This is a genomic window from Bradyrhizobium sp. USDA 327 (assembly GCF_041262065.1).
Classification (GTDB): Bacteria; Pseudomonadota; Alphaproteobacteria; order Rhizobiales; family Xanthobacteraceae; genus Bradyrhizobium; species Bradyrhizobium liaoningense.
In genome coordinates this window covers 1,712,175-1,735,475 of the sequence record NZ_JBGCCW010000001.1, presented here as the reverse complement: position 1 = coordinate 1,735,475, position 23,301 = coordinate 1,712,175, and the positions used below count along the sequence as shown (strand labels likewise).

At 64.9% G+C, this 23,301-nt stretch carries 19 protein-coding genes; 12 read left to right on the top strand and 7 right to left on the bottom strand.

All coding sequences use genetic code 11. From position 1 onward, the window contains the following. Window positions 1–68 precede the first annotated feature (68 nt). Window positions 69–743: a response regulator transcription factor gene (locus ABIA42_RS07820; protein WP_011085905.1), complete on the bottom strand. Its 675-nt coding sequence runs from the start codon at window positions 741–743 to the stop codon at window positions 69–71. 241 nt (window positions 744–984) lie between these two features. After that, a complete protein-coding gene (locus ABIA42_RS07815) occupies window positions 985–1,140 on the bottom strand; it encodes a hypothetical protein (RefSeq protein WP_162832009.1) in 156 nt (51 codons plus the stop codon). A gap of 231 nt (window positions 1,141–1,371) precedes the next feature. Between ABIA42_RS07815 and ABIA42_RS07810 the strand changes: the two genes are divergently transcribed. From ABIA42_RS07810 to ABIA42_RS07785, 6 genes are all read left to right on the top strand, one after another. Then, complete coding sequence (locus tag ABIA42_RS07810) at window positions 1,372–2,367, top strand: Ku protein (RefSeq protein ID WP_370114447.1); 996 nt, start codon at window positions 1,372–1,374, stop codon at window positions 2,365–2,367. 58 nt (window positions 2,368–2,425) lie between these two features. After that, entirely contained in the window at window positions 2,426–2,662 is a 237-nt protein-coding gene (locus ABIA42_RS07805; protein ID WP_194388423.1) for a hypothetical protein, read from the top strand. 288 nt (window positions 2,663–2,950) lie between these two features. Next, window positions 2,951–3,115, top strand: coding sequence for a Flp family type IVb pilin (locus ABIA42_RS07800; RefSeq protein ID WP_271528502.1), 165 nt, complete (start codon window positions 2,951–2,953; stop codon window positions 3,113–3,115). A 138-nt stretch (window positions 3,116–3,253) separates the two neighbouring features. Then, entirely contained in the window at window positions 3,254–4,795 is a 1,542-nt protein-coding gene (locus ABIA42_RS07795) for a thymidine phosphorylase family protein (RefSeq protein WP_370123603.1), read from the top strand. Beyond that, on the top strand, window positions 4,792–5,712 hold the full coding sequence (locus ABIA42_RS07790; RefSeq protein ID WP_370114450.1) for a ribose-phosphate pyrophosphokinase: 921 nt from the start codon (window positions 4,792–4,794) through the stop codon (window positions 5,710–5,712). Before ABIA42_RS07795 ends, ABIA42_RS07790 begins: the two co-directional genes overlap by 4 nt. Next, entirely contained in the window at window positions 5,709–7,304 is a 1,596-nt protein-coding gene (locus tag ABIA42_RS07785) for an MBL fold metallo-hydrolase (protein WP_370114452.1), read from the top strand. Before ABIA42_RS07790 ends, ABIA42_RS07785 begins: the two co-directional genes overlap by 4 nt. Before the next feature lie 23 nt (window positions 7,305–7,327). Here the strand turns inward: ABIA42_RS07785 and ABIA42_RS07780 are convergent, their stop codons facing one another. The 5 genes from ABIA42_RS07780 to ABIA42_RS07760 form a co-directional block, all read right to left on the bottom strand. Further along, window positions 7,328–7,960 carry a hypothetical protein gene (locus tag ABIA42_RS07780; protein ID WP_370114454.1) on the bottom strand — a complete coding sequence of 211 codons (633 nt, stop codon included), beginning with the start codon at window positions 7,958–7,960 and terminating at the stop codon, window positions 7,328–7,330. An 8-nt stretch (window positions 7,961–7,968) separates the two neighbouring features. Then, window positions 7,969–10,224 (bottom strand): xanthine dehydrogenase family protein molybdopterin-binding subunit, encoded by a 2,256-nt coding sequence (locus tag ABIA42_RS07775; protein ID WP_370114456.1) that lies wholly within the window; start codon window positions 10,222–10,224, stop codon window positions 7,969–7,971. A 1-nt stretch (window position 10,225) separates the two neighbouring features. Then, window positions 10,226–10,690, bottom strand: a complete 465-nt coding sequence (locus tag ABIA42_RS07770) for a (2Fe-2S)-binding protein (protein WP_162832008.1) — start codon at window positions 10,688–10,690, stop codon at window positions 10,226–10,228. 82 nt (window positions 10,691–10,772) lie between these two features. Then, entirely contained in the window at window positions 10,773–11,708 is a 936-nt protein-coding gene (locus tag ABIA42_RS07765) for a helix-turn-helix domain-containing protein (protein ID WP_370123606.1), read from the bottom strand. 110 nt (window positions 11,709–11,818) lie between these two features. Next, the gene (locus tag ABIA42_RS07760; protein WP_370114458.1) at window positions 11,819–12,007 is read right to left on the bottom strand and encodes a hypothetical protein; all 189 of its coding nucleotides are present in this window, start codon (window positions 12,005–12,007) and stop codon (window positions 11,819–11,821) included. A gap of 114 nt (window positions 12,008–12,121) precedes the next feature. Between ABIA42_RS07760 and ABIA42_RS07755 the strand changes: the two genes are divergently transcribed. The 6 genes from ABIA42_RS07755 (at window position 12,122) to ABIA42_RS07730 (ending at window position 23,176) form a co-directional block, all read left to right on the top strand. Then, window positions 12,122–13,135 carry an aldo/keto reductase gene (locus tag ABIA42_RS07755; protein WP_370114460.1) on the top strand — a complete coding sequence of 338 codons (1,014 nt, stop codon included), beginning with the start codon at window positions 12,122–12,124 and terminating at the stop codon, window positions 13,133–13,135. A 105-nt stretch (window positions 13,136–13,240) separates the two neighbouring features. Next, entirely contained in the window at window positions 13,241–14,284 is a 1,044-nt protein-coding gene (locus ABIA42_RS07750) for a VOC family protein (protein WP_370114462.1), read from the top strand. Continuing rightward, a complete protein-coding gene (locus ABIA42_RS07745) occupies window positions 14,239–17,016 on the top strand; it encodes a winged helix-turn-helix domain-containing protein (RefSeq protein WP_370114464.1) in 2,778 nt (925 codons plus the stop codon). The genes ABIA42_RS07750 and ABIA42_RS07745 overlap by 46 nt, the downstream gene beginning before the upstream one ends. Further along, the gene (locus ABIA42_RS07740) at window positions 17,009–18,760 is read left to right on the top strand and encodes a thiamine pyrophosphate-requiring protein (RefSeq protein WP_370114466.1); all 1,752 of its coding nucleotides are present in this window, start codon (window positions 17,009–17,011) and stop codon (window positions 18,758–18,760) included. Before ABIA42_RS07745 ends, ABIA42_RS07740 begins: the two co-directional genes overlap by 8 nt. A 215-nt stretch (window positions 18,761–18,975) precedes the next feature. Next, window positions 18,976–21,456, top strand: a complete 2,481-nt coding sequence (locus ABIA42_RS07735) for a GAF domain-containing protein (protein ID WP_370114468.1) — start codon at window positions 18,976–18,978, stop codon at window positions 21,454–21,456. Window positions 21,457–21,535: 79 nt separating this feature from the next. Beyond that, window positions 21,536–23,176, top strand: coding sequence for an alpha/beta-hydrolase family protein (locus ABIA42_RS07730; RefSeq protein ID WP_271528692.1), 1,641 nt, complete (start codon window positions 21,536–21,538; stop codon window positions 23,174–23,176). The last annotated feature ends 125 nt before the right edge of the window (window positions 23,177–23,301 follow it).

Genomic DNA, 23,301 nt, shown 5'->3' with positions numbered 1-23,301 from the left:
GAGGTCATGGTCCGACCAAGGCCCGTGTCAGGGCGGCCGTCAAGCCCGGACCGCTCGAAGCCCGGGCCTCAAGCGCCCGGCGCAGGCGGCGGGGTCAGGAGATAGCCGAGGCCGCGGACCGTCTGGATGATGTCGACGTCGAGCTTCTTGCGAATGCGGCCGACGAAGACCTCGATGGTGTTGGAGTCGCGGTCAAAATCCTGGTCGTAGAGATGCTCGACCAGCTCGGTGCGCGAGACCACCCGCCCGGAATGGTGCATCAGATAGGCCAGAAGCCGATATTCGTGCGAGGTCATCTTGACGGGATTGCCGGACACGCTGACCCGGCCGGTCCTGGTGTCGAGCGTGACGGGACCGCAGCTGAGCTCGCTCTGGGCGTGGCCGGTCGAGCGGCGCAGCAGGGCGCGGATGCGCGCCAGCACCTCCTCAAGGTGGAACGGCTTGGCGACATAGTCGTCGGCGCCGGCATCGAAGCCCTGCACCTTGTCGCTCCAGCGGTCGCGTGCGGTGAGGATCAGGACCGGCATGGTGCGGCCGTTGCGGCGCCAAGCCTCCAGCACCGAGATGCCGTCCTTCTTCGGCAGGCCGATGTCGAGCACCACGGCATCATAGGGCTCGTTGTCGCCGAGATAATGCCCCTCCTCCCCGTCGAAGGCCCGATCGACGACATAGCCGGCGTCGGTCAGCGCCTTGGTGAGCTGGCGATTGAGATCGGGGTCGTCCTCAACAACGAGCAGGCGCACGCTTCTCTCCAAAGATTGGCTGCAAGAACAGGCTGCATGAACACTGCCAGAGATGAGCAATTCCGGCGTGAACTGAATATGAACGCAGGGAACCGGCCTACGTTACTTTTTGGTCATATAGAACCTGTCGCAAGCCAATGCGACTGCGCCCGCCATGCCGCGGGACGAGCCGGGGGCATGGCGGGCGCAATGTGCCGCGTCACGCGGCGAGCCGGGGGGAGCCGGCGTCCGGATCCGGCGGTCAGGTCCGGAAGAAGACGAACCAGACGACCGCGAGGATCAGGATCGCAAGCCCGGTCGAGATGGCGAGCAGCGCTGCCACCGAAGGCCCGGGCTCGCCTTGGCGCGCCTCGGTCGGAGTTTCCACGATGCGGTTCTGCTCTCGCGTGGTTGCCATGGTGACCTCAATCTGTGGCTGTCGCTTGCGATGACCGCGACTTCCTCGCGGTTACGAAGTGTCCGGGGCAACGCGTGATCTCGGGCGATGTTCCGGACCGTGGGCCCGTCCGGCAATATGGCGCAGGCGGCGATTAACGCCGTTGCAAGATTCCGCGCCGGCGGTTGCTATGATTCGCACCTGTGCGATGTTATCCTTGACGTTCGTCCTCTGTTGCGTCTGGAGTAGCCCATGGCCCCCCGCGCCAATTGGAAGGGTTTTCTGCGTCTGTCGCTCGTGACCTGCCCGGTCGCGCTCTATCCGGCCACCTCGGATACCGAGAAGGTCTCGTTCAACCAGATCAACCGCAAGACCGGCCACCGGATCAAATACCTCAAGGTCGACGCCGAGACCGGCGACGAGGTGACCTCCGAGGACATCGTCAAGGGCTACAAGGTCGACACCGACACCTATATCGAGGTCACCAAGGACGAGCTGGACGAGATCGCGCTCGACTCCACCCACACGATCGAGATCGACGAGTTCGTGCCCAAGACCGACATCGACAATCGCTATCTGATCCGCCCCTACTACCTCGTGCCGGACGGCAAGGTCGGCCACGATGCCTATGCGGTGATCCGCGAGACCATCCGCAGCATGGACAAGGTCGCGATCGGCCGCGTGGTGCTGACCAACCGCGAGCATATCATCGCGCTGGAGCCGCTCGACAGCGGGCTGATGGGTACGCTGCTGCGCTACCCCTACGAGGTCCGCAGCGAAAAGGAATATTTCGACGACATTCAGGACGTGAAGCTCACCAAGGACATGCTCGACCTCGCAAAACACATCGTCGAGAAGAAGTCCGGCGCGTTCGAGCCAGAGCTGTTCGAGGATCATTACGAGACCGCCCTGATCGATCTCATCAACAAGAAGCGCAGCGGCATGCCGATCACCGAGAAGGCCGCACCGAAGACCGGCGGCAATGTCATCAATCTGATGGACGCGCTGAAGAAGAGCATCGCGAACGAGAAGGACGCTGCTCCCGCGGCGAAGGTCGCCAAGGAGACGGTCAAGGGCAAGAGGCCGAAGAAGCGCGTCGAGGGCCAGCGCGAGATGCTGCTGCCGATCGCCGGCAAGGGCGGCAAGGACACTGCGGCGAAGACAGCGACCAGGGAAGCGACGAGGGACACTTCGAAGAAGGCCGACAAGCCGGTGCGGACACCGGCGCGGGCGAAGAAGGCCGGCTAGCAGCATCACGCCCGCGATCGCGCCGTGATGTCTCTCCTCGCCGATCGGCCGGCCTGACATGCCCTGGTCGACGGCGTTCGACGATCCCGTTCGCGTGGGCAACAAGCGCAAGCTGCTCACGCTTCAGGATGCGGCGGACTACATCATGCACCTGCCCGATGACGCCCAGCACGAGGCGCACTGGCAGACTGCCATCGAGACTTTGATCAATGCGGCCGAGACGGGCGGCGGGTGGGTGATGTTCGCCCGCATCGCCATGTTGCGGGCGCTGAATGCGGACGGCCGGAGCGGATGAGGCGCGACGGAGACGTCCTTGCCAGCTCATTGACGAACAGCCTCAACAATCGGTTAAGCGGCCGCACGATCACGCCTTGACGGGCACGGCGCCGGTGCAGCCCCGGGGCTGCCGTTTGAATCCACTTGGATGGATCGACGGAACCTTAATTTAATGAATGCCGTCGTATGAGCGGAAGCGCGATCGCCCGGGCTTAATTCTTCCGGCGCGCACAAAGACATATTCGATCGTTTTACGAGTCCAATAAGGACGCGACCATACATTGGATCGGATGAACAGGAGTTGGCAATGCGTTTGCTGAGGTCTTTCCTTGCCGATGAGAATGGCGCAACCGCCATCGAGTATGGCCTGATCGCCGCCGGGATCGCTCTGGCAATCGTGACCGTCGTGAACAACACGGGTGGCGCGCTGCTCAACAACAAGTTCAACTCGATCAGCTCGGCGATGAAGTAACGGCCGCCCCGACCTGCGTAACGGCCCGCCGCACTCCTCGCCCATGTCCGCCGGACCCGCGGGCCATGATCTGGGTCAACAGCATCAGGACCGGGACGCTTAAGCATGGAGGCCCAACTCCCTGCTGCCGGCCTGTCCATGCATCCAGACCTTCCGCACTCCCAGCTCAAGATTCGCCGCGTTCGCCTCGATACCGGCCGTGAGAACGTCGTCGTCGTCTCCCGGCACTCGAAGGCGCTGCGCGCGGAGATCTTCCGCGGCTTCAGCCGCGTCGAGCTTCGTCGGGGCGACAAGGTTCTGCTGGCGACGCTGCTGATCACGGATGACGATACGCTGGCGGCTTCGGACGAGATCGGCCTCTCCGAACCTGCATTCCGGCGCTTTGCGGAAGCCGTCGGCACGCCGGTCACGGTCAGACCCGCCACGCCTCCCGAGAGCCTGGAGGCGGTGCGCGCGAAGATCCGCGGACGGACCTTGAGCCAGGCCGAGATCGGCGCGATCATCAGCGACCTCGCACATTACCGCTACTCCGACATGGAGATCGCCGCCTTCCTGATCGGTTCGGCGAGCTTCATCACCAGCGACGAGCTTCTCGCCCTCACCGGGGCGATGGCGCAGGCCGGCACGCAATTGGTCTGGCCGAACCCGATCGTCGTCGACAAGCATTGCATCGGGGGCATCCCCGGCAATCGCACATCGATGGTCGTGGTGCCGATCGTCGCCGCCCATGGCCTGCCGATCCCGAAGACCTCCTCGCGCGCCATCACCTCGCCCGCCGGCACCGCCGACACGATGGAGGTGCTGGCACGGGTGAATGTCGGCGTCGAGGAGATGAAGGCGATCGTCTCGGCTTGCAACGGCTGCCTGATCTGGGGCGGGCACGTGAACCTGTCGCCGGCCGACGACGTCCTGATCTCGGTCGAGCGCCCCCTGAGCCTCGATACCCGCGAGCAGATGGTCGCCTCCATCATGTCCAAGAAGATCGCGGCAGGCTCGACCCATCTGCTGATCGACATTCCGGTCGGGCCGACCGCGAAGGTCAGCGGCGGCGTCGAAGCCATGCGGCTGCGAAAGCTGTTCGAATTCGTCGGCGACCGCTTCGGCCGCTCGGTCGAGGTGATCACGACCGACGGAAGCCAGCCGATCGGCAACGGCATCGGGCCGGTGCTCGAAGCCAACGACGTCATGGCGGTGCTCGGCAACGAGCCGGCCGCACCGCGTGATCTGCGCGAGAAGTCGCTCCGGCTCGCCGCCCATCTCCTGGAATACGATCCGAAGCTGCGCGGTGGCGCCGGCTATGCCCGGGCGCGCGAACTGCTCGACAGCGGCGCGGCGCTGAAGCAGATGCAGAAGATCATCGACGCACAGGGTCCCTCGACCTGCAGCAACGAGCTGGGACCGCTCAGCTTCGACGTCAAGGCGATGCATGACGGCATCGTGTCCGCCATCGACTGCCTGCGCCTGAACCGCCTCGCCCGCACCGCCGGCGCGCCGCTCGACAAGGGCGCCGGCATTCGCCTGTTCAAGAAGATCGGAGACCGCGTCGAGCAGGGCGAGCCGCTCTATCGCGTCTACACTTTCGACCACCCCGAGCATGATCTGGTTGCCGACGCCGCCGCCGAAGAGACCGGTTACCTCGTCAACGGTCACGAAGCCCTGCAGGGCACGACGACGCCGTGAGCACGATCGCGCTCCAGACATTGCCGTGCGGCGCCGTTGCGGCCAAGCGGCTCGCGGCGCGGCTTGGGCTTGCCTGCGGAGAGATCGCCGTGCACCGCTTTCCGGACGGGGAACTGCGCGTTGCAGTCGCGCCGGCGAGCGACACTGCGATTCTCTACGCCTCGCTCGATCAACCCAACGATAAGCTCATCGCCCTGCTCTTCGCCGCGGAGGCCCTGCGACGTGGCGGCGCAAAGCGGCTCGTCCTGGTCGCGCCCTATCTCTGCTACATGCGGCAGGATGCTGCATTTCATGCGGGCGAGGCCATCAGCCAGCGCGCCATGGGCAATCTGCTTGCAACGACCGTTGACCGCGTCGTCACCGTCGATGCGCATCTGCATCGCACCCCCGACATCAGGTCCGTGTTTCCTGGTATCGAAGCGGAGAACCTGTCCGCCATGCCGGCCATCGCGAAGGCGCTGGCGGCCGGCAGCATCGACCCTGCGACCGTCGTGATCGGGCCCGACATGGAGTCCGAGCCCTGGGTGAGCGATGTCGCGAACCGCTTGCGGTTGCAGCACACCGTGGCACGCAAGACGCGGCACGGCGATCGTTCCGTGGCCGTCAGCTTTGCCGATCCTGCCCTGCTCTCGGGACGACCGGCGCTCATGGTGGACGACATCGTCTCCTCCGGGACGACGCTGACGGCCGCAGCGAAGGCGCTGAGAGCAATGGGGGCGACGGTCGTCGATGCGGTCGTGACGCACGCGCTGTTTCCACCCGCGATGATCGCCGTATTCACTGAGGCCGGCATACGGTCGATCCGCTCGACCGACAGCGTGCCGCATCCGACCAATGCGATTGCGCTCGACGAGATTCTCGCGGCCGCCTTGCGGTCCGAACTGGCCACGACACATCTTCCGGAGACGACGACATGAGCATCACCGTCCGATTTTGCGGCGCCGCCCGCACCGTGACCGGGTCGAGCTACCTGTTCCAGACCGCGACGGGCCGCTTCCTGGTCGATTGCGGGCTGTTCCAGGGCCAGAAGACGCTGAAGGAGCTCAACTACGGCGCCTTTCCGTTTCGCCCCGCCGATATCGATGCCGTGCTGCTCACGCATGCTCACATCGATCACAGCGGATTGCTGCCGAAACTCGTGCGCGCGGGATTCGAGGGGCCGATCCTGGCAACGCGCGGCACGATCGACCTCTGCTCCTACATGCTGCCCGACGCCGGCAGCATCCAGGAATCGGAAGTCACCCAGCTCAACCGGCGCAACGCCTCTCGCGGGCGCAAGGAGGTGCAGCCGATCTACACACAGGCGGATGCGATCGCATCGCTCCAATCGTTTCGCCCGGTCGACTATGAACGTTGGACCGACGTGATCCCGGGCGTCCGCGCTCGTTACTGGAACGCCGGCCATTTGCTCGGCTCCGCCTCGATCGAGCTCGAAATCGCCGAGCATGGCTCGGCGCGTCCGCTGCGCGTCCTGCTCTCGGGCGACGTCGGGCCGGAGGCCAAGCTGCTCCAGCCCGATCCCGAAGCGCCAACCGATTTCGATTACGTCATCTCGGAATCGACCTATGGCGACCGGGTGCGCGAGGCCACGACACCTGCGCTCCGCCGCAAGCACCTCGCTGCCGAGGTACGCGACGCCGCGGCGGCCGGCGGCGCGCTGCTGATTCCCGCCTTTGCGGTCGAGCGCACCCAGGAGCTGATCGTCGATCTCGTCGATCTGATGGAGCAAGGCGGGATTCCGACCGCACCGATCTTCCTCGACTCGCCGCTCGCGATCCGCGCGACCGAAGTGTTCCGCCGGCATTCCGAGAGCCTCGACCCATCCGTCGACGCCAGCCGCCTGCTCAACTCGCCGCATCTCAAATTCACCGAAACCGTGGACGAGAGCAAGGCGATCATGCGTCTCAGCGGATTCCACATCATCATCGCCGCGAGCGGCATGTGCGACGCCGGCCGCATCCGCCATCACCTGAAGCGCTGGCTGTGGAACCAGCGCGCGACCGTGCTTCTCGCCGGCTTCCAGGCCAACGGCACGCTCGGCCGCTTCCTCCAGAACGGGACCAAGGCCGTGCGGATCCAGGGCGAGGAGATCAAGGTCGCGGCCCGCATCCGCATGATCGACGAATATTCGGGTCATGCCGACGGCGCCGGCATGGCGAGCTGGATCGCGGCGCGCCGCCCGATCGCTCGCGGGCTGTTCCTGGTCCACGGCGAGGAAGAAGCGATTGCGGGGCTCGCCGAGCGCGTGGCCGAACGCATCATTCCCGCGGCCAAGGTCTACCAGCCGATGCTGGACGATATCTATGAGCTCGCCGCCCCCGAACCGCGCGTGCTCGACGTGGATCACCGCCGGCGGCTCGCGCCGGAGGCCGTGACCCGTCTCGACTGGCACAACGAGATGTCCGAGCTCATGCTCGACATCAACGATCGTGTCGCAGCCGCCGCCGACGACCGCGCCCGCGGCGTCATCATCCGAGGGCTGCGCCGCGCGCTGGAGGAGAAGGCGTAAACGCGGCACTGCTCGCGCAGTCGTCAGTTCGGACAGGGTTGTCCGGCTGCTCCCCACGTCGCCATGTCCTTGACGTGATCCTCGAAGGTGCCCGGCGGCGTCGAGCGGCCCGCTCCGGGCGCCCAGCCCCGCGGGATGAAGCCGTTCAAGGATGCATCGTGCCGCAAGTGCTCGACGAGGCCAGCGGCGTCGCGGCCGCCGTTGCGCTTCGGGTCCTTCATCTGGGCGCAAATCTCGGCACCACTTTTGCCGAACCAAATGAAAGCCACCGGCGCGAGTTGCCAGTCGATACCGGCACGTGGCGGCGACGGTGCCGGCTCGTTCGCCTGGGTGGAGGTCATATGACAGGTCGAGCACGGGATCGCCTCCGCACCGATGCGGCTCTCGCCGCCATGGACGTTCATGCCATGCGGGCGCGGCCTGGTTTCGCCGGCCGGCGTCCAGATGGGTATGGCCTTGGCATCGACATGGCAATTGGCACACCGGGGATGGGTCACGACGGCCTCGATCCGCTTCCAGGCTTCCAGTCCCTGGGCGCGGCTGACGCTGCCGGGCGGCAGCACGTCCTTGCCGGCCTCGTCCTTGGCCGCAACGATCCCGGTGAGCGCCGCGATGGCCGAAGCTGCGAAGACGACCGCAGTCAGAGATCTCCTCATGGCTCGCCTCACACGAAATCGATGAACTTGTTGAAGGGCATTTCGCGGATGCGCTTTCCGGTGGCCGCGAAGATCGCATTGGCGAGCGCAGGCGCGGCCGGCGGAACCGGCGGCTCTCCGATGCCCCTCACCTTCGGATCGTTCTCCAGCCCGCGAACTTCGATGACCGGACATTGATAGATCCGCATGGCTTCATGGTGGTTGTAATTGGTCTGCTGCACCGCGCCCTTTGCGTAAGTGAGCTCGCAATTGATCGCATGGCCGAGCCCCCAGACGACGCCACCCTGCACCTGGCTCTCGAAATTGACGGGATCGACGACCTTGCCGACATCGGCCGCGACCCAGACCTTGTCGATCCTGATGCCCCGGTCCGTGGCCGTCACCTCGACGACTTCAGCGGTCGGCGTGCCAAACGATTCCACGAAGGCAACGCCCCGTCCTCGACCGTTTCCGAGCGGTCCCTTCCAATCCGACATCTCCGCGACAGTCTCCAGCACCTTGCGATAGTGCGGCACGGTGCACATCGCGATGCGCGCCTTCATGGGATCAAGACCGGCCGCGTGGATCAATTCGTCGATGAAGCTCTCCGTGAAGAAGCCCGATGTCGAGGCGCCGACCGACCGCCATGTGGTGCTCGGCGACAGTCCCTGCGCCTCGTAGCTCGTGGCCCGGAAATTGGGGATGTCGTAGTAGACGTTCCACAGGCCGGCGGCCAATTGCCCGTCGGGATCCTTCGAGGGTGTGCCCGAACGTTCGAGCAGTCCCTTGAGCGGCGTCGTCGAGGCCAGTTGCAGATCGGCGGCGACAATTCTGCTCTTGTCGACGCTGCCGCGGTGCCGCGCGATCGCAATCTGCCGCGGAATATCCTGAAGGAAATCCTCTTCGCGAGAAAACACGAGCTTGATCGGCGTGCCCTTCATCTGATTGGCGATCTCGGCGAGAACGCGGACGTTCTCATATTCCAGACGGTGGCCGAAACTTCCGCCGGTCCACTGATTGTGGAAGGTGATCTGTTCCGGCTTGAGGCCGATCGCGGTCGCCGCGACCCATTGCACGAAGCGGGGGCTCTGGTGGCCGACCCAGATCTCCATACCCTTGTCCGTGACGAGGCCGATACCGTTCAGTGGCTCGAGCGGCTGATGCGCCACATAAGGTGCGCGATATTCGGCTTCGACGAGCTTGCCCGTCTTCAGGCCGGCTTCGATGTCGCCGATTTTTCGCCACTCCTTGCCCAGAAATTCCGGCTTGAAAGAGGATTCCAGCACCTTCCAATGGTCGGCCTGCTCGGCGGGATAGGCCGAGGGCGCCCACTCGCAAGCGATGGCGTCGACCGCCTTCATCGCGTACCAGCTGTTCGTGGCGATCACCGCCACGCCATTCTTGATTTCGAGGATCTTCCTGACACCCGGCATCGATCGCGCCTTGCTGGCGTCGTATGATTTCAGCGGCTGCCCCTTGTTGGGGTTCAGCTTGACGGAGGCATACAGCATGCCCTCCGTTTTAAGGTCGATGCCGAACTTCAGCTCGCCCATCACTTTCGAGCGGACGTCGAGCCGCATCATCGGCTTGCCGAGCATGCGCCATTTGGACGGGTCGCGCGGCTGCGCATCGAGCACCGGCGGAATTTTCGACGCCTCCGCCGCGAGTGCGACATAGGCGATCTTGGTTCCGTTGGGCAGGATCACGTGGCCTGATTGGGTGCGAAGGTCGGCCATCGCGACGCCGGAACGTTTGGCCGCAGCCGCCTTGAGCGTCTCGCGCGCGATCGCACCGGCAACACGCAGCTTGTAATAGGTGTCCGGAATCGTGCTCGATCCGCCTGTCATTTGCAGGCCGGACTTACGCAACCATTCGAGCGTGGTAGCGCGCGCTTCCTCTGCGGCCGGGCTTTGGTCCGCGGCCACGAACGGCGCGAACTCGTCCGCGAAGCCCGTGTTGAAATAGGCGGGGCTAGGCCCCGCAAACCGGATTTCGAACTGGCCGGGATCGAGGTCCATCTCTTCGGCGATCATGATCGGCTGCACCGAGCCGACGCCCTGGCCAATGTCGGCGTGTTGCGCGATGAGCGTAATCTTGTCCGGGCTGATCTCGACCCAGGGATTGAAGGTCACCGAATTCGCGCCGAGGCCGGCGGCCAGCGGATTGTCATCGGCGCTCGACGCGGCCGCTTCAGCGCCACTATAGGCGCCGAAAGCAATGCCGCCGGCGATTGCTGCGGAGCCGAAAACGAAAGCCCGACGCGAAAGGGTCTGCATGTGGCCCATATCACTTCTCCGCCATCTTCTTCTTCGCCGCCGCATGGATCGCCGCGCGGATGCGCGGATAGGTACCGCAGCGGCAGAGATTGCCGGACATCACCTGATTGATCTGCTCGTCATTTGGTTCAGCGATCAATCCAAGAAGCGAGATGGCCTGCATGATCTGTCCGGTCTGACAGTAGCCGCATTGCGGAACCTGATGTTCGATCCAGGCCTGCAAGACCGGGTGGTGGTCCTTGTTGTCCAGGCCTTCGAGCGTGACGACCGTTTTGCCCGCGACCTCGCCGATATGCGATTGGCAGGACCGCACCGCCATTCCGTCGATGTGAACCGTGCAGGCCCCGCATTGCGCGACCCCGCAGCCATATTTGGCGCTGGTGATGCCGAGCTCGTCGCGCAGCACCCACAGCAAGGGCATCTCGGGAACGACGTCGACCTGGCGCTTGATCCCGTTCACCGTAAGCTCGATCATGTCGGTATATCCCCTCGCATATCTGGTCGTCGTAACAGCACTGCACGATGCAAATTGAGCCGTATTCCCGAATCCTGCGGGATCATGCGCAATCCCTGCGGAATGCCGTATCGTCGCGATCGGCTTTCACATCGGCCTGGCCGCAGCACAATTCGCGATACTGCCCCGGCGTGAGACTTGCGGCCTTGCGGAACACGCGCGTGAAATTGGCCTGCGAGCCGAAGCCGAACTCCAGGGCAATTTCGACCAGGGACAGGCGGTTGCATGCGAGCTCGTGCCGCGCAGCCTGGACGCGGCGATCGGTGACATAGCGGTGCGGTGACAATCCGGTCGCTTCGCGAAACAGCCGTGAGAAATGATAGGGGCTGAGGCAGGCCTGGGCCGCCAGATCCTCGAGCCTGATGTCGCCGCCAAGAGATGCCTCGATATAGTCCAGCACGCGCTGAAGGCGCCGCGGATCGAGCGACGGCGACCTGTCGGGTGCGTGCCAGCGGTCGGTCGTATAATTCCCCAGAAGATGCGCCGCGAGCGCAACCTGGATCCCCTCCACGAACAGCGCATCGGTCGGCTGGCGGGGACGATGGAGCAGGTCGCGAAGCGGCGAGCAGATGTGGAAGAGCACCTGGTCCGCCAGGCCGTGAGCGTAGGCGATCTCGATCTTTGCCGGATCGATGTCGAAATCCGCAAGGGCGCTCTGGTCCAGCAACGCCGGCGGCAGATAGAGATGAAGGCATTCCATCCGGTCGGAAAGCTCGAGATGGCTCTCCTGCGTCCCCACGGGCACGAGGTAGCTCATCCCCGGCCGCGCGAGGCTCTTCTGGACTTCGCCGTTGCCGGCGCGGCACACCATCCCACCGCCTGACAGCAGCATGACGAGCTCGGTGCAAATGGGAACGGGCGTCGCCTGACATCCCGCCTCGAACTTGCGATGCTCGATGCTCAGTCCCGGCCAATCGCTGGCCGCCGCGAGCTTCTCGCTGTTCTGATATTTCTGATCTCCATGCGTCACGAGCACCATCATGACCTCCGCTTCAGTTGCGGCGAATCCCGGCCCCGTATCGCGAGCGAGCGATCATTCCATCCGGTGGTGAGTTGCAGCCCGGCCGCTGCCACGCCGATGCGGATTTCTCACAAGGCGCTGTAGCGAAGTCCAGAGCCGGCGCGGTTAAAAGAGGTAAAAGGCAAGCAAAGCAAAGGCTTGGACGATGCGCTCGATTGGCTCGAACGGCTGATCCAGTCCTGGATCAGCAAGATGCGTCCGTCATCGCGCAGGAATCGGAAATACCGCAATGGCCGGATGAGCCAGTGATGGTCCATCGAACGGCAATCCTGCCGGATCGACGTGACGAAGACCGAACGTGCGATCACCGAGGTCGACGTTGCGGCAGTCGCCGACGATGGTCCCGTCCGTTACCAGCGAGGATATGCAGCATGGCCCTCAAGGATATTCTGCCGGGAAGACTGGGCTTCGGTGCAGCGCCCCTCGGCAACATGTTTCGCGACATCCCGGAGCAGGAAGCCCTCGCGACGGTGAATGCGGCCTGGGACGACGGCATCCGCTATTTCGACACCGCGCCCTTCTATGGCGCGGGACTTGCCGAGATCCGCATGGGCGCAGCGCTCGCCGGCCGGCCGCGGAGCGACTATGTCGTCAGCACCAAGGTCGGGCGCCTGATCCTGGACGAGGTCGAGGATGTCAGTGCCCGCGATCTCGGCGAGAAAGGCGGCGTCTTCAAGCATGGTCGTCCGAACAGGATCGTGAACGACTATTCCCGGGACGGGACGTTGCGCTCGATCGAGGACAGCCTGAAGCGGCTGGGCACGGACCATGTCGACATCGCCTTCGTGCATGACGTCGCACAGGATTTTTACGGAGACGAGTGGCTTTCGATCTTCGAAAGTGCGCGCAAGGGCGCGTTCAAGGCGCTCGACCGGCTGCGCGACGAGGGCGTGATCAAGGCATGGGGCCTGGGTGTCAACCGGGTGGAGCCGATCGAGCTGCTGCTCGCGCTCGAAGAGCCGCGCCCCGACGGCTTCCTGCTCGCGGGCCGCTACACGCTGCTGGACCATGCAAGGGCGCTTCAGCGGCTGATACCGATGGTTGCGGAGCATGAGCTCGCGATCGTCGTCGGCGGCCCCTACAGTTCGGGCGCGCTCGTCGGCGGTCCGAACTTCGAATATGCGCCAGCGCCTCCGGAAATCCTCAACAAGGTGGCGCGGATCAAGGCGATCGCCGATCGCTACGGCGTCAGCATGAAAGCTGCGGGCTTGCAGTTCGCGCTGGCAAACCCGGTGGTCGCCGCCGTGATCCCCGGGGCGAGCCGGCCCGGCCGCATCGCCGAGGACCGCGCGGCCCTTGACCAATCAATACCCGGCGATTTCTGGCGCGAACTTCGATCGGCCGGTCTCGTCAATCCAGCTGCTCCGCTTCCGGACGCCGGCTGACCGGCACATGACATCACTCACAGACCGAGGAGACGAGAATGACCGACGAAACGCAACATTGCCGAAATCGAACGCCGCAACCTGCTTCGCACGGCAGGCGCCGCGATGATCACCGGTCTTGCCGTCGGCAGCATGCCCTCAGCCGCGTCCGCGGCGCCGGACGGGATGTCCCAAGCCGAGCGTAACGACGCGCCGCTCCAGGGCGTCCAGCATTTCGGGTTGACGGTCCAGAACATGGAGCGGGCCTATCAGTTCTATACGGAGGTGCTCGGCGGCACCGAGGTCTTTCGCCATGGCGACTTCCAGGGCGACGGGGTGCAGAACACGCTGCTGGCCGACCAGGAGATCGAGGCGAACGCACGCGGGGTCAATCCGCGGACGATCGGCGTTCCCGACCTGCGAAGCGGAGCGCAGCGGCTCGATGTGCGCTTCATCCAGTTCGACAACATGGTGCTCGAACTGCTGCAATATCGCGAGGCCGATCAGCCCGTGGGCAGTGCGAAGAGCTTTGCCGAGCCGCTGGAGCACATGAGCCCGGCTTTTCCGCGCATGATGCACATCTGCTTCTACGTTCGCGACGATGTCGACTTCAACAAGTTCATCGCCGACCTCGAAGCCGAGTCCGCGCGCCGCGGCATGACACAGGTGAGAGCGATCCGCACCATCCGCGTCATGACGGAAGCAAGGACGGGTTCGCCAAGCTTCCGGAACTTGCCGACGGCGGTGTCGAAGTCATGCGCATGGCGGTTCTCGGCAAACCTCAAAAATAGAGAGTTCGGTCGAGAAGCCGTACCCCCCGGCATCTTCCGGCCGGCGCATGAGCGATTTTGTCGCAACGATCCCGCGGCAGATGCCCGCGGCGATTCGTGCGAATTCAGAACGACTCACTTCAACCATCTTGCAGTGCATGATAATGGCAGGCGATCTGTTCGATCGATTGGCATGGATCAATGCGGGCTGCCACGGAGACACGGCAACGGGCCACACTCCGACAGGAGCCCACATACTGCTTCGGCCCATTTAGACTGGTTCCCCGCCGCCAGTTGCTCCTTCTCGACGGACGCCCGGTCAAACTGGGCGGGCGCGCATTCGAACTGTTGCAAGTGCTGGTGCAGCGCTGCGGCGAACTCGTCAGCAAGAATGACCTGATGGCCGCCGCCTGGCCGGGCACCTTCCTCCACGACAGTAATCTCAAGGTCAACATGTGGAGCTTGCGGCGTTCGCTGGGAGATACCCAGATCGAGCCCGTCTACATCGCGACCGTGGCGCGCCGCGGGTACAAGTTCATCGCCGAGGTGCAAATCAGCATCGGCGAGATCGAGGATGATCTGGCGCTCGCCGAACCGCTCCCGTCGTCCAATCCGCCGTTGCCGCGCGGCATCGTTGGTCGTGAAGCGGAAGTCGTCGAGATCGCCGGCCTGCTGGCCGACAACAGGCACGTGACCCTGGCTGGCGCGGGAGGAATCGGCAAGACGACGGTTGGCGTGGCGGTCGCCCAGGCATTTGCCCCACGGTGTCGCGACGGCGTCTGCTTCGTCGATCTCGCCACGATTTCCGATCCGATGCTGTTCGGCGCGGCACTGGTGACGGCACTGGGCATCAGGGGCAATCCGGACAGCAGTCTGGCTGCGGCGCTCGACTATTTGAGACCGCGGCAGATGCTGCTCATTCTCGACAATTGCGAGCATGTGCTGCCCGCCGCGACGATCTTCGCCGGCCGGTTCATGGCGGACACATCGCGATCCAGGTTGCTTGCCACGAGCCGCGAGCCGCTCGGCACCGCCACCGAGCACGTCGTCCGGCTGGGCTCGCTGGCCTCACCGAAGTCCGGCAACGCCCTGACCGTCGATCAGGCCGTCAGGTTTCCCGCGGTGCAGTTGTTCGTTCGCCGCGCCGCCGAATGGTCGGACTACCAGTTCGTCGATCGTGATTGCGAGGCCATCGCCTGGATCTGCCACTCGCTCGACGGCCTTCCGCTGGCCATCGAATTGGCGGCAGCCCAGATCGGCAGGTTCAATCCCCGCGAATTGGTCGCAATCCTCGACCACAATCTGGGTTTTCGCGCCCCCGCCGCCGATGGCGCGCCGCCGCGCCAGGAGACCCTGATGGCGACGATCGACTGGAGCTTCAGGCTGCTGTCGCAGAGGGAAGCCAGACTGTTCTGCCTGCTGTCGGTGTTCAGCGACGCCTTCGAGGTTGAGGACGCGATCTTCGTCGCCGAGGCGGCGGGGCTCACGCCGGTCGACGTCGTCACCGGACTCGGCAGTCTCGTCGCCAAATCGCTTTTGAGCGCGCAGGCCCAGGGCGCAAGCCTGCGCTACCGGCTGCTCGACAGCACGCGGCGCTATGCCGCCGAGCGGCGCCGGGCCGATCCTGCCTGCGGCCAGGCGCTGCGCCGCCATGCGGAACGCGTCCTCGCGCTGTTCGAACAATCCGAGGAGGAATGGAACTGGCGCGAGCCGGCCGATTGGACACAGCGCTACCTTGGTCGCATCGCCGATTTGCGCGCCGCTCTTTCATGGGCATTCGGCGAGGACGGCGATCCTGTCCTCGGAATCAGGCTCACGGTGGCAGCGATCACCTTGTGGTCGGAAACCTCCATCCTGTCGGAAGCGCAGGCGCGGCTGGAGGACGCGCTCGCCTTGGCCAAGACCGTCGCGTGCGACGATCTTTTGAAGGCAAAGCTCGCCTGCGCCCTTGGATGGAGCCTGTTCTACGCCCGCAAGATGTCGAATGAGAACGAGGTCGCCTGGCTCGAAGCCATCGCCTTTGCAAGGAGCGCCGGCAACATCGAGTACCAGCAGCGCGCGCTGGTCGGTTTTGCCTTCTATCTGCTGCAGATTGGCCAGGTCCCGCGCGCCATAACCTATCTCGAGGAGGCCACGGAGCTAGCCGACCGCGACCGCGATTTGACGGCAACGTCCGAAGCCGATCGGGCGCTGGCCTGGGCCCGTGCCTTTGCAGGGGAGCTGAGCAAGAGCCGCGCAGTTCTGGATCGTCTCGCCGCAACCTATTCGCCGGCCAAGGGCCGTTCGCGCAAGGATGCGAACGAAGTCTACCGGTTCATCACCGTGCGCTTCAACCTGCCGTTCGTGGCGTGGATGCAGGGGCAAGCCAACTACGCTGCAAGGCTGGCCCGCGACGCCGTCGAGGCCGCGGATCGCAGCGGCCATTGGGTGTCGCAGTCGAATGCGCTCGGGCTCGCCGCACTTCCTGTCGCGCTCGAAACCGGTAATCTGGACGCGCTCGCGAGCTTCACCGAACGTCTGCGTCGCAACCTGGAACGTGAGCGCATCTCGCGCTGGGTTCCCGTCGAGCGCTATTTCTCCGCCTGCCTTCGTGACCTGCGTGGCGATCGGCGCGCGGTGGAGGATATTCGAGCCGCGATCGAAGAGTTGATCGAATGTCGCTTCTTGATGCGGATCGGCAGCTATCTCGCGGTCCTCGCCCGAGCCTATTTGCGGCAAGGGCGGATCGCGGAGGCGCGCGAGGCCATCACGCGGGCGATCGGCCATCAGGAACGTCAAGGCGAGCGCTGGTGCCGATCAGAACTTCAGCGGGTCGACGCAGCGGTCCTTCTCCACGCCGGCGAGCCGCTACGCGCTGAAAAGCGGCTACAACAGGCACTCGCCGAAGCACGCGCCATAGGGGCAGCGACATTCGAATTGCGCATCGCCACCGATCTCGCCGCACACTGGATCGGGACCGGCCGCAGGGTCAAGGCTGTCCGACTGCTCGCCCCGATCCATGAAGGCTTCGCCGAGGGCTTCGAGACGCCGGATCTGGTTGCGGCCTCGCGCCTGCTGCAGTGCGTGCCGCCGACGGCGAGCGGCTGCGGCCACTATCGACAGCCGAGGCCAGTGCACGCTCGCGATGCATAGCTGGCCTACCGCCGCGCTCACCGCGCGCGCTTTACGCCTCGAGGAATTCCTGATCCTCTCTCTCCAATCGGCCGGGACCAACCGGCCATGCCCCAGGGAGAGAGACGCCATGAAGCTCGGGACCGCGATCGCGGAGATCATGAGGCGCGAGGGGATCGAGATCCTCTGCGGCTATCCGGTCAACCATTTGATCGAGCACGCGGCGAAAGCCGATATCCGCCCCGTCATGGTGCGGCAGGAGCGCGTCGGCATCCACATGGCGGACGCGATCTCGCGGGTCACGTCGGGGCGCAGCATCGGCGCGTTCTGCATGCAGCACGGGCCGGGCGCAGAGAACGCGATGGGCGGCGTCGCGCAATGCTTCGGCGAGTCCGTGCCGGTGCTGGTGCTGCCGATGGGCTATCAGCGCAGGCTTGCGCACATCGAGCCGAACTTCAATTCCAGCGAGGCGATGAAACCGTTCGCGAAATCGTCCGAGCCGATCATCCTCGCGACTGAGGTCGCCAATATCTTCCGCCGCGCCTTCACCAAGCTGAAGAACGGCCGCGGCGGGCCTGTTATCGTCGAGATCCCTTCCGACATGTGGAACGAGGATGTGCCGGAACCGCTCGACTACACGCCGGTGCTGCGCACCCGCTACGGCGCCGACCCCGTGCATGTGAAGGAAGCGGCCGGCCTTCTCGTCAACGCGAAGCGGCCGGTCATCTATGCCGGCCAGGGCGTGCATTACGCACAGGCGTGGCCGCAACTGAAACGGCTCGCCGAGCGGCTGGCGATCCCCGTCACCACCAGCCTCGGAGGCAAATCGTCGTTTCCGGAGACGCATCCGCTTTCGCTCGGCTCCGGCGGGCTCGCGGTGCCGCGCGCGGTCCCGAAGTTTCTGAGCGCGGCCGACGTCATCTTCGGCATCGGCTGTTCCTTCACCGAGACCAATTTCGGCATCGCGATGCCGAAGGGAAAAACCATCATTCACTCCACACTCGATCCCAATCATCTCAACAAGGACGTGGAAGCGAAGATCGGCCTCGTCGGCGACGCCTCCCTCGTGCTCGACGCGCTGCTGGAGGAGATCGGCAAGACAGTCACCACGGATCGCGACGCGTCGGCGGTCGCGGCCGAGATCGCGGCCTCTCACAAGGAGTGGCTGGCGAAATGGATGCCGAAGCTGACCAGCCATGACGCACCCTTGAGCCCGTACCGCGTGTTGTGGGACCTCCAGCACACCGTCGACATCAAGAACACCATCATCACCCACGATGCCGGCAGCCCGCGCGACCAGCTTTCTCCGTTCTGGAAAGCGGTCAAGCCCCTCACCTATCTCGGCTGGGGCAAGACGACGCAGCTCGGCTACGGCCTTGGGCTGGCGATGGGCGCCAAGCTCGCAAAGCCCGACAAGCTCTGCATCAATGTCTGGGGCGATGCGGCCATCGGCTTCACGGGCATGGATTTCGAGACGGCGGTGCGCGAGCGTATCCCGATCATGTCGATCCTGCTCAACAATTTCTCGATGGCGATCGAACTGAAGGTGATGCCGGTCTCGACCGAAAAGTATCGCTCGACCGACATTTCCGGCGACTACGCCGCGATGGCGCGCGCGTTCGGCGGCTATGGCGAGCGGGTGACCAGGCCGGAGGACATCGTGCCCGCGATCAAGCGGGGCATCCAGAAGACGCGGGAAGGCGTCCCGGTGCTGCTCGAGTTCATCACCAGCAAGGAGACCGAGGTGTCGCGGCCGGGCACGTGAGCGGGCGCGCTTGAGCATGGGTGGCATCAAGCCCGGCTGGTTGCGCCGCATCCACCTCACTCCGACGGGCAGAGGTGATCCCGCCTGCCGGCTTCGTCGCTTCAATCAAGTTCATCTCGGCTCTGTGCCGCTGTCGTCGAGGCTGGCTCCTGCCGCGCGGGATGTGATAATCCGGCCCGGTGCTGCACCTGTCGCGGCATCAAGCCGGATTGCGAATGACCAACCCTCCGAAGGATATCGCCGCTGAACTTGCAGCCGAGAACGCGCGGCTGCGCAGCGAGCTTGCGATTGCGCGGGATCGCCAGAGCGCGAGCGCCGAGATCCTGCGCACCATCGCAGCCTCGCCCTCCGACGCGCGGCCAGTCTTCGCAGCGATCGCGTCCAGCTCGAAGCACCTGCTCGGCGGCTTCTCCGCCACCGTGCTCCAGTTCATCGGCGACGAGCTGCACCTCGTGGCGTTCACACCGACCAGCCCGGAGGCGGACGAAGGGCTGAGGGCGTCGTTCCCGCGCAAGATCGCGGACTTCCCGACCTTTGCGCTGGTGCGCGACGGCGAGACGATCCAGTTTCCGGACAGCGAGGCGGCCGACGTTCCGGAGCTGAACCGGGAGTTGGCGCGGCTGCGCGGCTTTCGCAGCGTGCTGTTCATGCCGCTGATGAACCGGGGCGCGCCGGTCGGCATGATCAGCGTCACGCGGGCCGAGACTGGCGCCTTCGCGCCCGATCTCGTACAGCTGCTCCAGACCTTTGCCGACCAGGCCGTGATTGCCATCGAGAACGCGCGGCTGTTCAACGAGACGCGTGAGGCGCTGGAGCGGCAGACCGCCACGGCCGACATCCTGAAGGTGATGGCGGCCTCGCCGTCCGACGTGCAGCCGGTGTTCGAGGCGATCGCCGTCTATGCCAACCGGCTGATCGGTGGCTTCTCCACCGCGGTGCTGCGTTATATCGACGGCGCCGCCCACCTTGCGGCATTCACCCCGACCGATCCGGCCGGCGATCGCGTGCTCCAGGCCTCGTTCCCCGTGCCGTTCGCACAATTCCCGCCGTATCAGCTCGTTGCCAATGGTGCCGCCGCGCAACTGCCCGACACCGAGCTCGAGCCGGCCGCACGCGACATCGCGCGTGCGCGGGGCTATCGCAGCATGCTGTTCTCCCCGCTGATGAGCGAGGGCGAAACCATCGGCATCATCATCGCCACGCGCCGTGCGACAGGCAGCTTCGCGGAGCATCATGTGCGGCTGCTTCAGACCTTCGCCGACCAGGCGGTGATCGCGATCAAGAATGTCAGCCTGTTCAATGCGACCAGGGAAGCGCTGGAACGTCAGACCGCGACCGCCGATATCCTCAAGGTGATCGCGGCCTCACCATCAGACGTCACGCCGGTGTTCCAGGCCATCTCCGACAGCGCCAAGGCGCTGATCGGCGGGCACTCCTCCACCGTCACCCGCGTCATCGACGGCATGCTGCATCTGGCGGCCTTCACCACCGACAATGAAGCCGGCAACGCCGATCTGCTCAGCTCCTTCCCGGCGCCGCTGTCGGGCTCGGGCATTCACAGCCGGGTGGCAAGGAGCGGAGAGTATGCATTCCGCAGCGACATGCAGAACGAGCCCGGCCTCACCGAGGCCATGAAGGAACTGGCGCGGACCCGAGGCTATCGCAGCATCCTCGTGGTACCGATGCTGCGTGACGGCGTCGCGATCGGCACCATCGCCGTCACGCGGCCGGAGCCCGGTCATTTTCCTGACAAGGCGATCAACCTGCTCAAGACCTTTGCCGACCAGGCGGTGATCGCGGTCGAGAACACGCGCCTGTTCAACGAGGTGCAGGACCGCACGAGCGAGCTCGCCAGATCGCTCGACGACTTGCGCGCCGCGCAGGACCGGCTGATCCAGACCGAGAAGCTCGCATCCCTCGGCCAGCTCACCGCGGGCATCGCGCACGAGATCAAGAACCCGCTCAACTTCGTCAACAATTTCGCCTCGCTGTCTGCCGAGCTGACCGAGGAGCTGAACGATGTGCTTGCGCCGGTATCGCTCGCCGAGGACGTGCGCGCGGACGTCGAGGAGCTGACTGGCCTCCTCAAGGACAATCTGGCAAAGATCGTGCAGCACGGCCGCCGCGCCGATTCCATCGTCAAGAACATGCTGCTGCATTCGCGCGAGGGCGGCGGCGAGCATGGGCTGAGCGACATCAACGCGCTGGTCGAGGAAAGCCTCAACCTCGCCTATCACGGCGCGCGCGCCGAAAAGCCGGGGTTCAACGTGACGCTGGAGCGCAAGCTCGATCCCGCGGCCGGACAAGCCGAAGTGTTTCCGCAGGAGATCACCCGGGTGCTGCTGAACCTGATCTCGAACGGCTTCCATGCGGTCGCCAAGCGCAGGGCGGACGGCGCCGCCGACTACGCGCCGGTGGTGCTCGCCGCGACGCGCGACCGCGGCGACAGCGTGGAGATCCGCATCCGCGACAACGGCACCGGCATTCCGGACGAGGTGAAGGAGAAGATGTTCAATCCGTTCTTCACCACCAAGCCGGCCGGCGAAGGCACCGGCCTGGGGCTGTCGATGAGCCACGACATCGTGGTGAAGCAGCACGGCGGCACGATCGACGTCGCGACGGCGCCGGGAGAGTTCGCCGAATTCACGATTCTCCTGCCGCGGAAGAGCGGATCCATGAGGAGCGACAAGGGATAGCATCACCTCGGAGGATTCATTGAAGAGTCTCGCGTGGTTCATTCGGCGCCAATTGCTCTCGCTCTCCGGCGTCGGCCTCATGCTGGGCGCGCTACTCTTCGCGGCCGCGCTGACGCCGACGCTGATCCCGCGCAGCTATCTCACGCAAGGCGCCCTCGCCGGCGGCTGCTTTGCGATCGGCTATTTCGCCGGCGTGCTGTGGCGGCGGCTGTGGCACTATCTGGAACTACCCGAACCGTCGGCGCCCGCGAGATCGATTGCGAATGCGCTGGCCGCCGCCATCTGCCTGCTCGTCGTCATCGTATGCCTATGGCGCACCGCCGAATGGCAAAACTCGATCCGCGCCCTGATGAAGATGGCACCGGTCGAGACCGCGCATCCGTTCAAGGTCTGCGCCATCGCCCTGGTCACGTTCGTGGTGCTGCTGGTGCTGGGACGGCTGTTCACGCTGGTCGCCGGCTTTCTCGCCGCGCGCGCGCGGCACGTCATCCCGCCGAAAGTGGCGAACGTTATCGGCGTGCTGATCGCGGGCTTGCTGTTCTGGTCGATCGCCAGCAATGTCCTGATCCGCACCGTATTCAACGCGCTCGACTCCTCCTTTCGCGAGCTCGATATCCTGCTCGAGCCCGAGCGGCCGCAGCCGACCGCGTCGAACCGGACGGGCAGCCCGGACTCCCTCGTGAAGTGGCGGGAGCTCGGGCGCATGGGACGCCGGTTCATTGCCTCGGCCCCGACCGCAGCCGAGATCAGCGCCTTCACGGGACGGCCCGCCCAGGATCCCGTACGCGTCTATGTGGGGCTCGCCGGCCGCGACACGCCGCGGGCGCGTGCCAAGCTCGCGCTCGACGAGCTGAAGCGTCAGCACGGTTTTGAGCGCAAGGTCCTGGTCGTGATCACGCCGACCGGCACCGGCTGGATCGATCCGGCCGCGATGGACACGGTGGAATGTCTCCACCATGGCGATGTCGCGAGCGTGGCGATACAATACTCTTATCTCAACAGCCCGCTGTCGCTGCTCTTCCAGCCGGAGTACGGAGCAGAGGCCTCGCGTGCGCTGTTCGCTGAAATCTATGGCTACTGGACGACGCTGCCGAAGGACGGCCGGCCGCAGCTGTATCTGCACGGCCTCAGTCTCGGCGCCATGAACTCGGAAAAATCTGCGGAGTTGTTCGAGACGATCGGCGATCCGATTGCGGGCGCGCTCTGGAGCGGGCCGCCGTTCGAAAGCCGCATCTGGCGTTCGATCACCGCGAACCGCAACCCGGGCACGCCGGCGTGGCTGCCGAAATTTCGCGACGGCCGCTTCGTCCGCTTCATGAACCAGAATGGAGCGACAGTGACGGCAGATGCGCCCTGGGGGGCGATGCGCGTCGTCTATCTGCAATATGCCAGTGACGCGATCACGTTCTTTTCCTACCGCGACGCCTACCAGGCGCCGGCCTGGATGACGGTGCCGCGCGGGCCCGACGTCTCACCTGAGCTGCAGTGGTATCCCATCGTCACGATGCTGCAGCTCGCCCTCGACATGGCGGTCGCGACCCATACGCCGATGGGCTTTGGCCATGTCTACGCACCCGAGCATTACGTCGACGCCTGGGTCGCGGTGACCGATGTCAATGACTGGTCGGCCGAGGCGCTCGCACGGCTGAAGGGACAACTTGCGGCGAAAGCGCGGCAGACGACGAGCGCAGGGGATGATGATCCCGATCGCGGCGGCTAAAGCGCGATGGGATTTGGATGAATGGCCATCGCGCTTCAGGTTGTTGCTTACGCATGATCTTTACGGAAAGCCGCTTCGCACTTTTCCGGATCATGCTTTGGGCGTAATCCGGAAAGGCCGTGGTC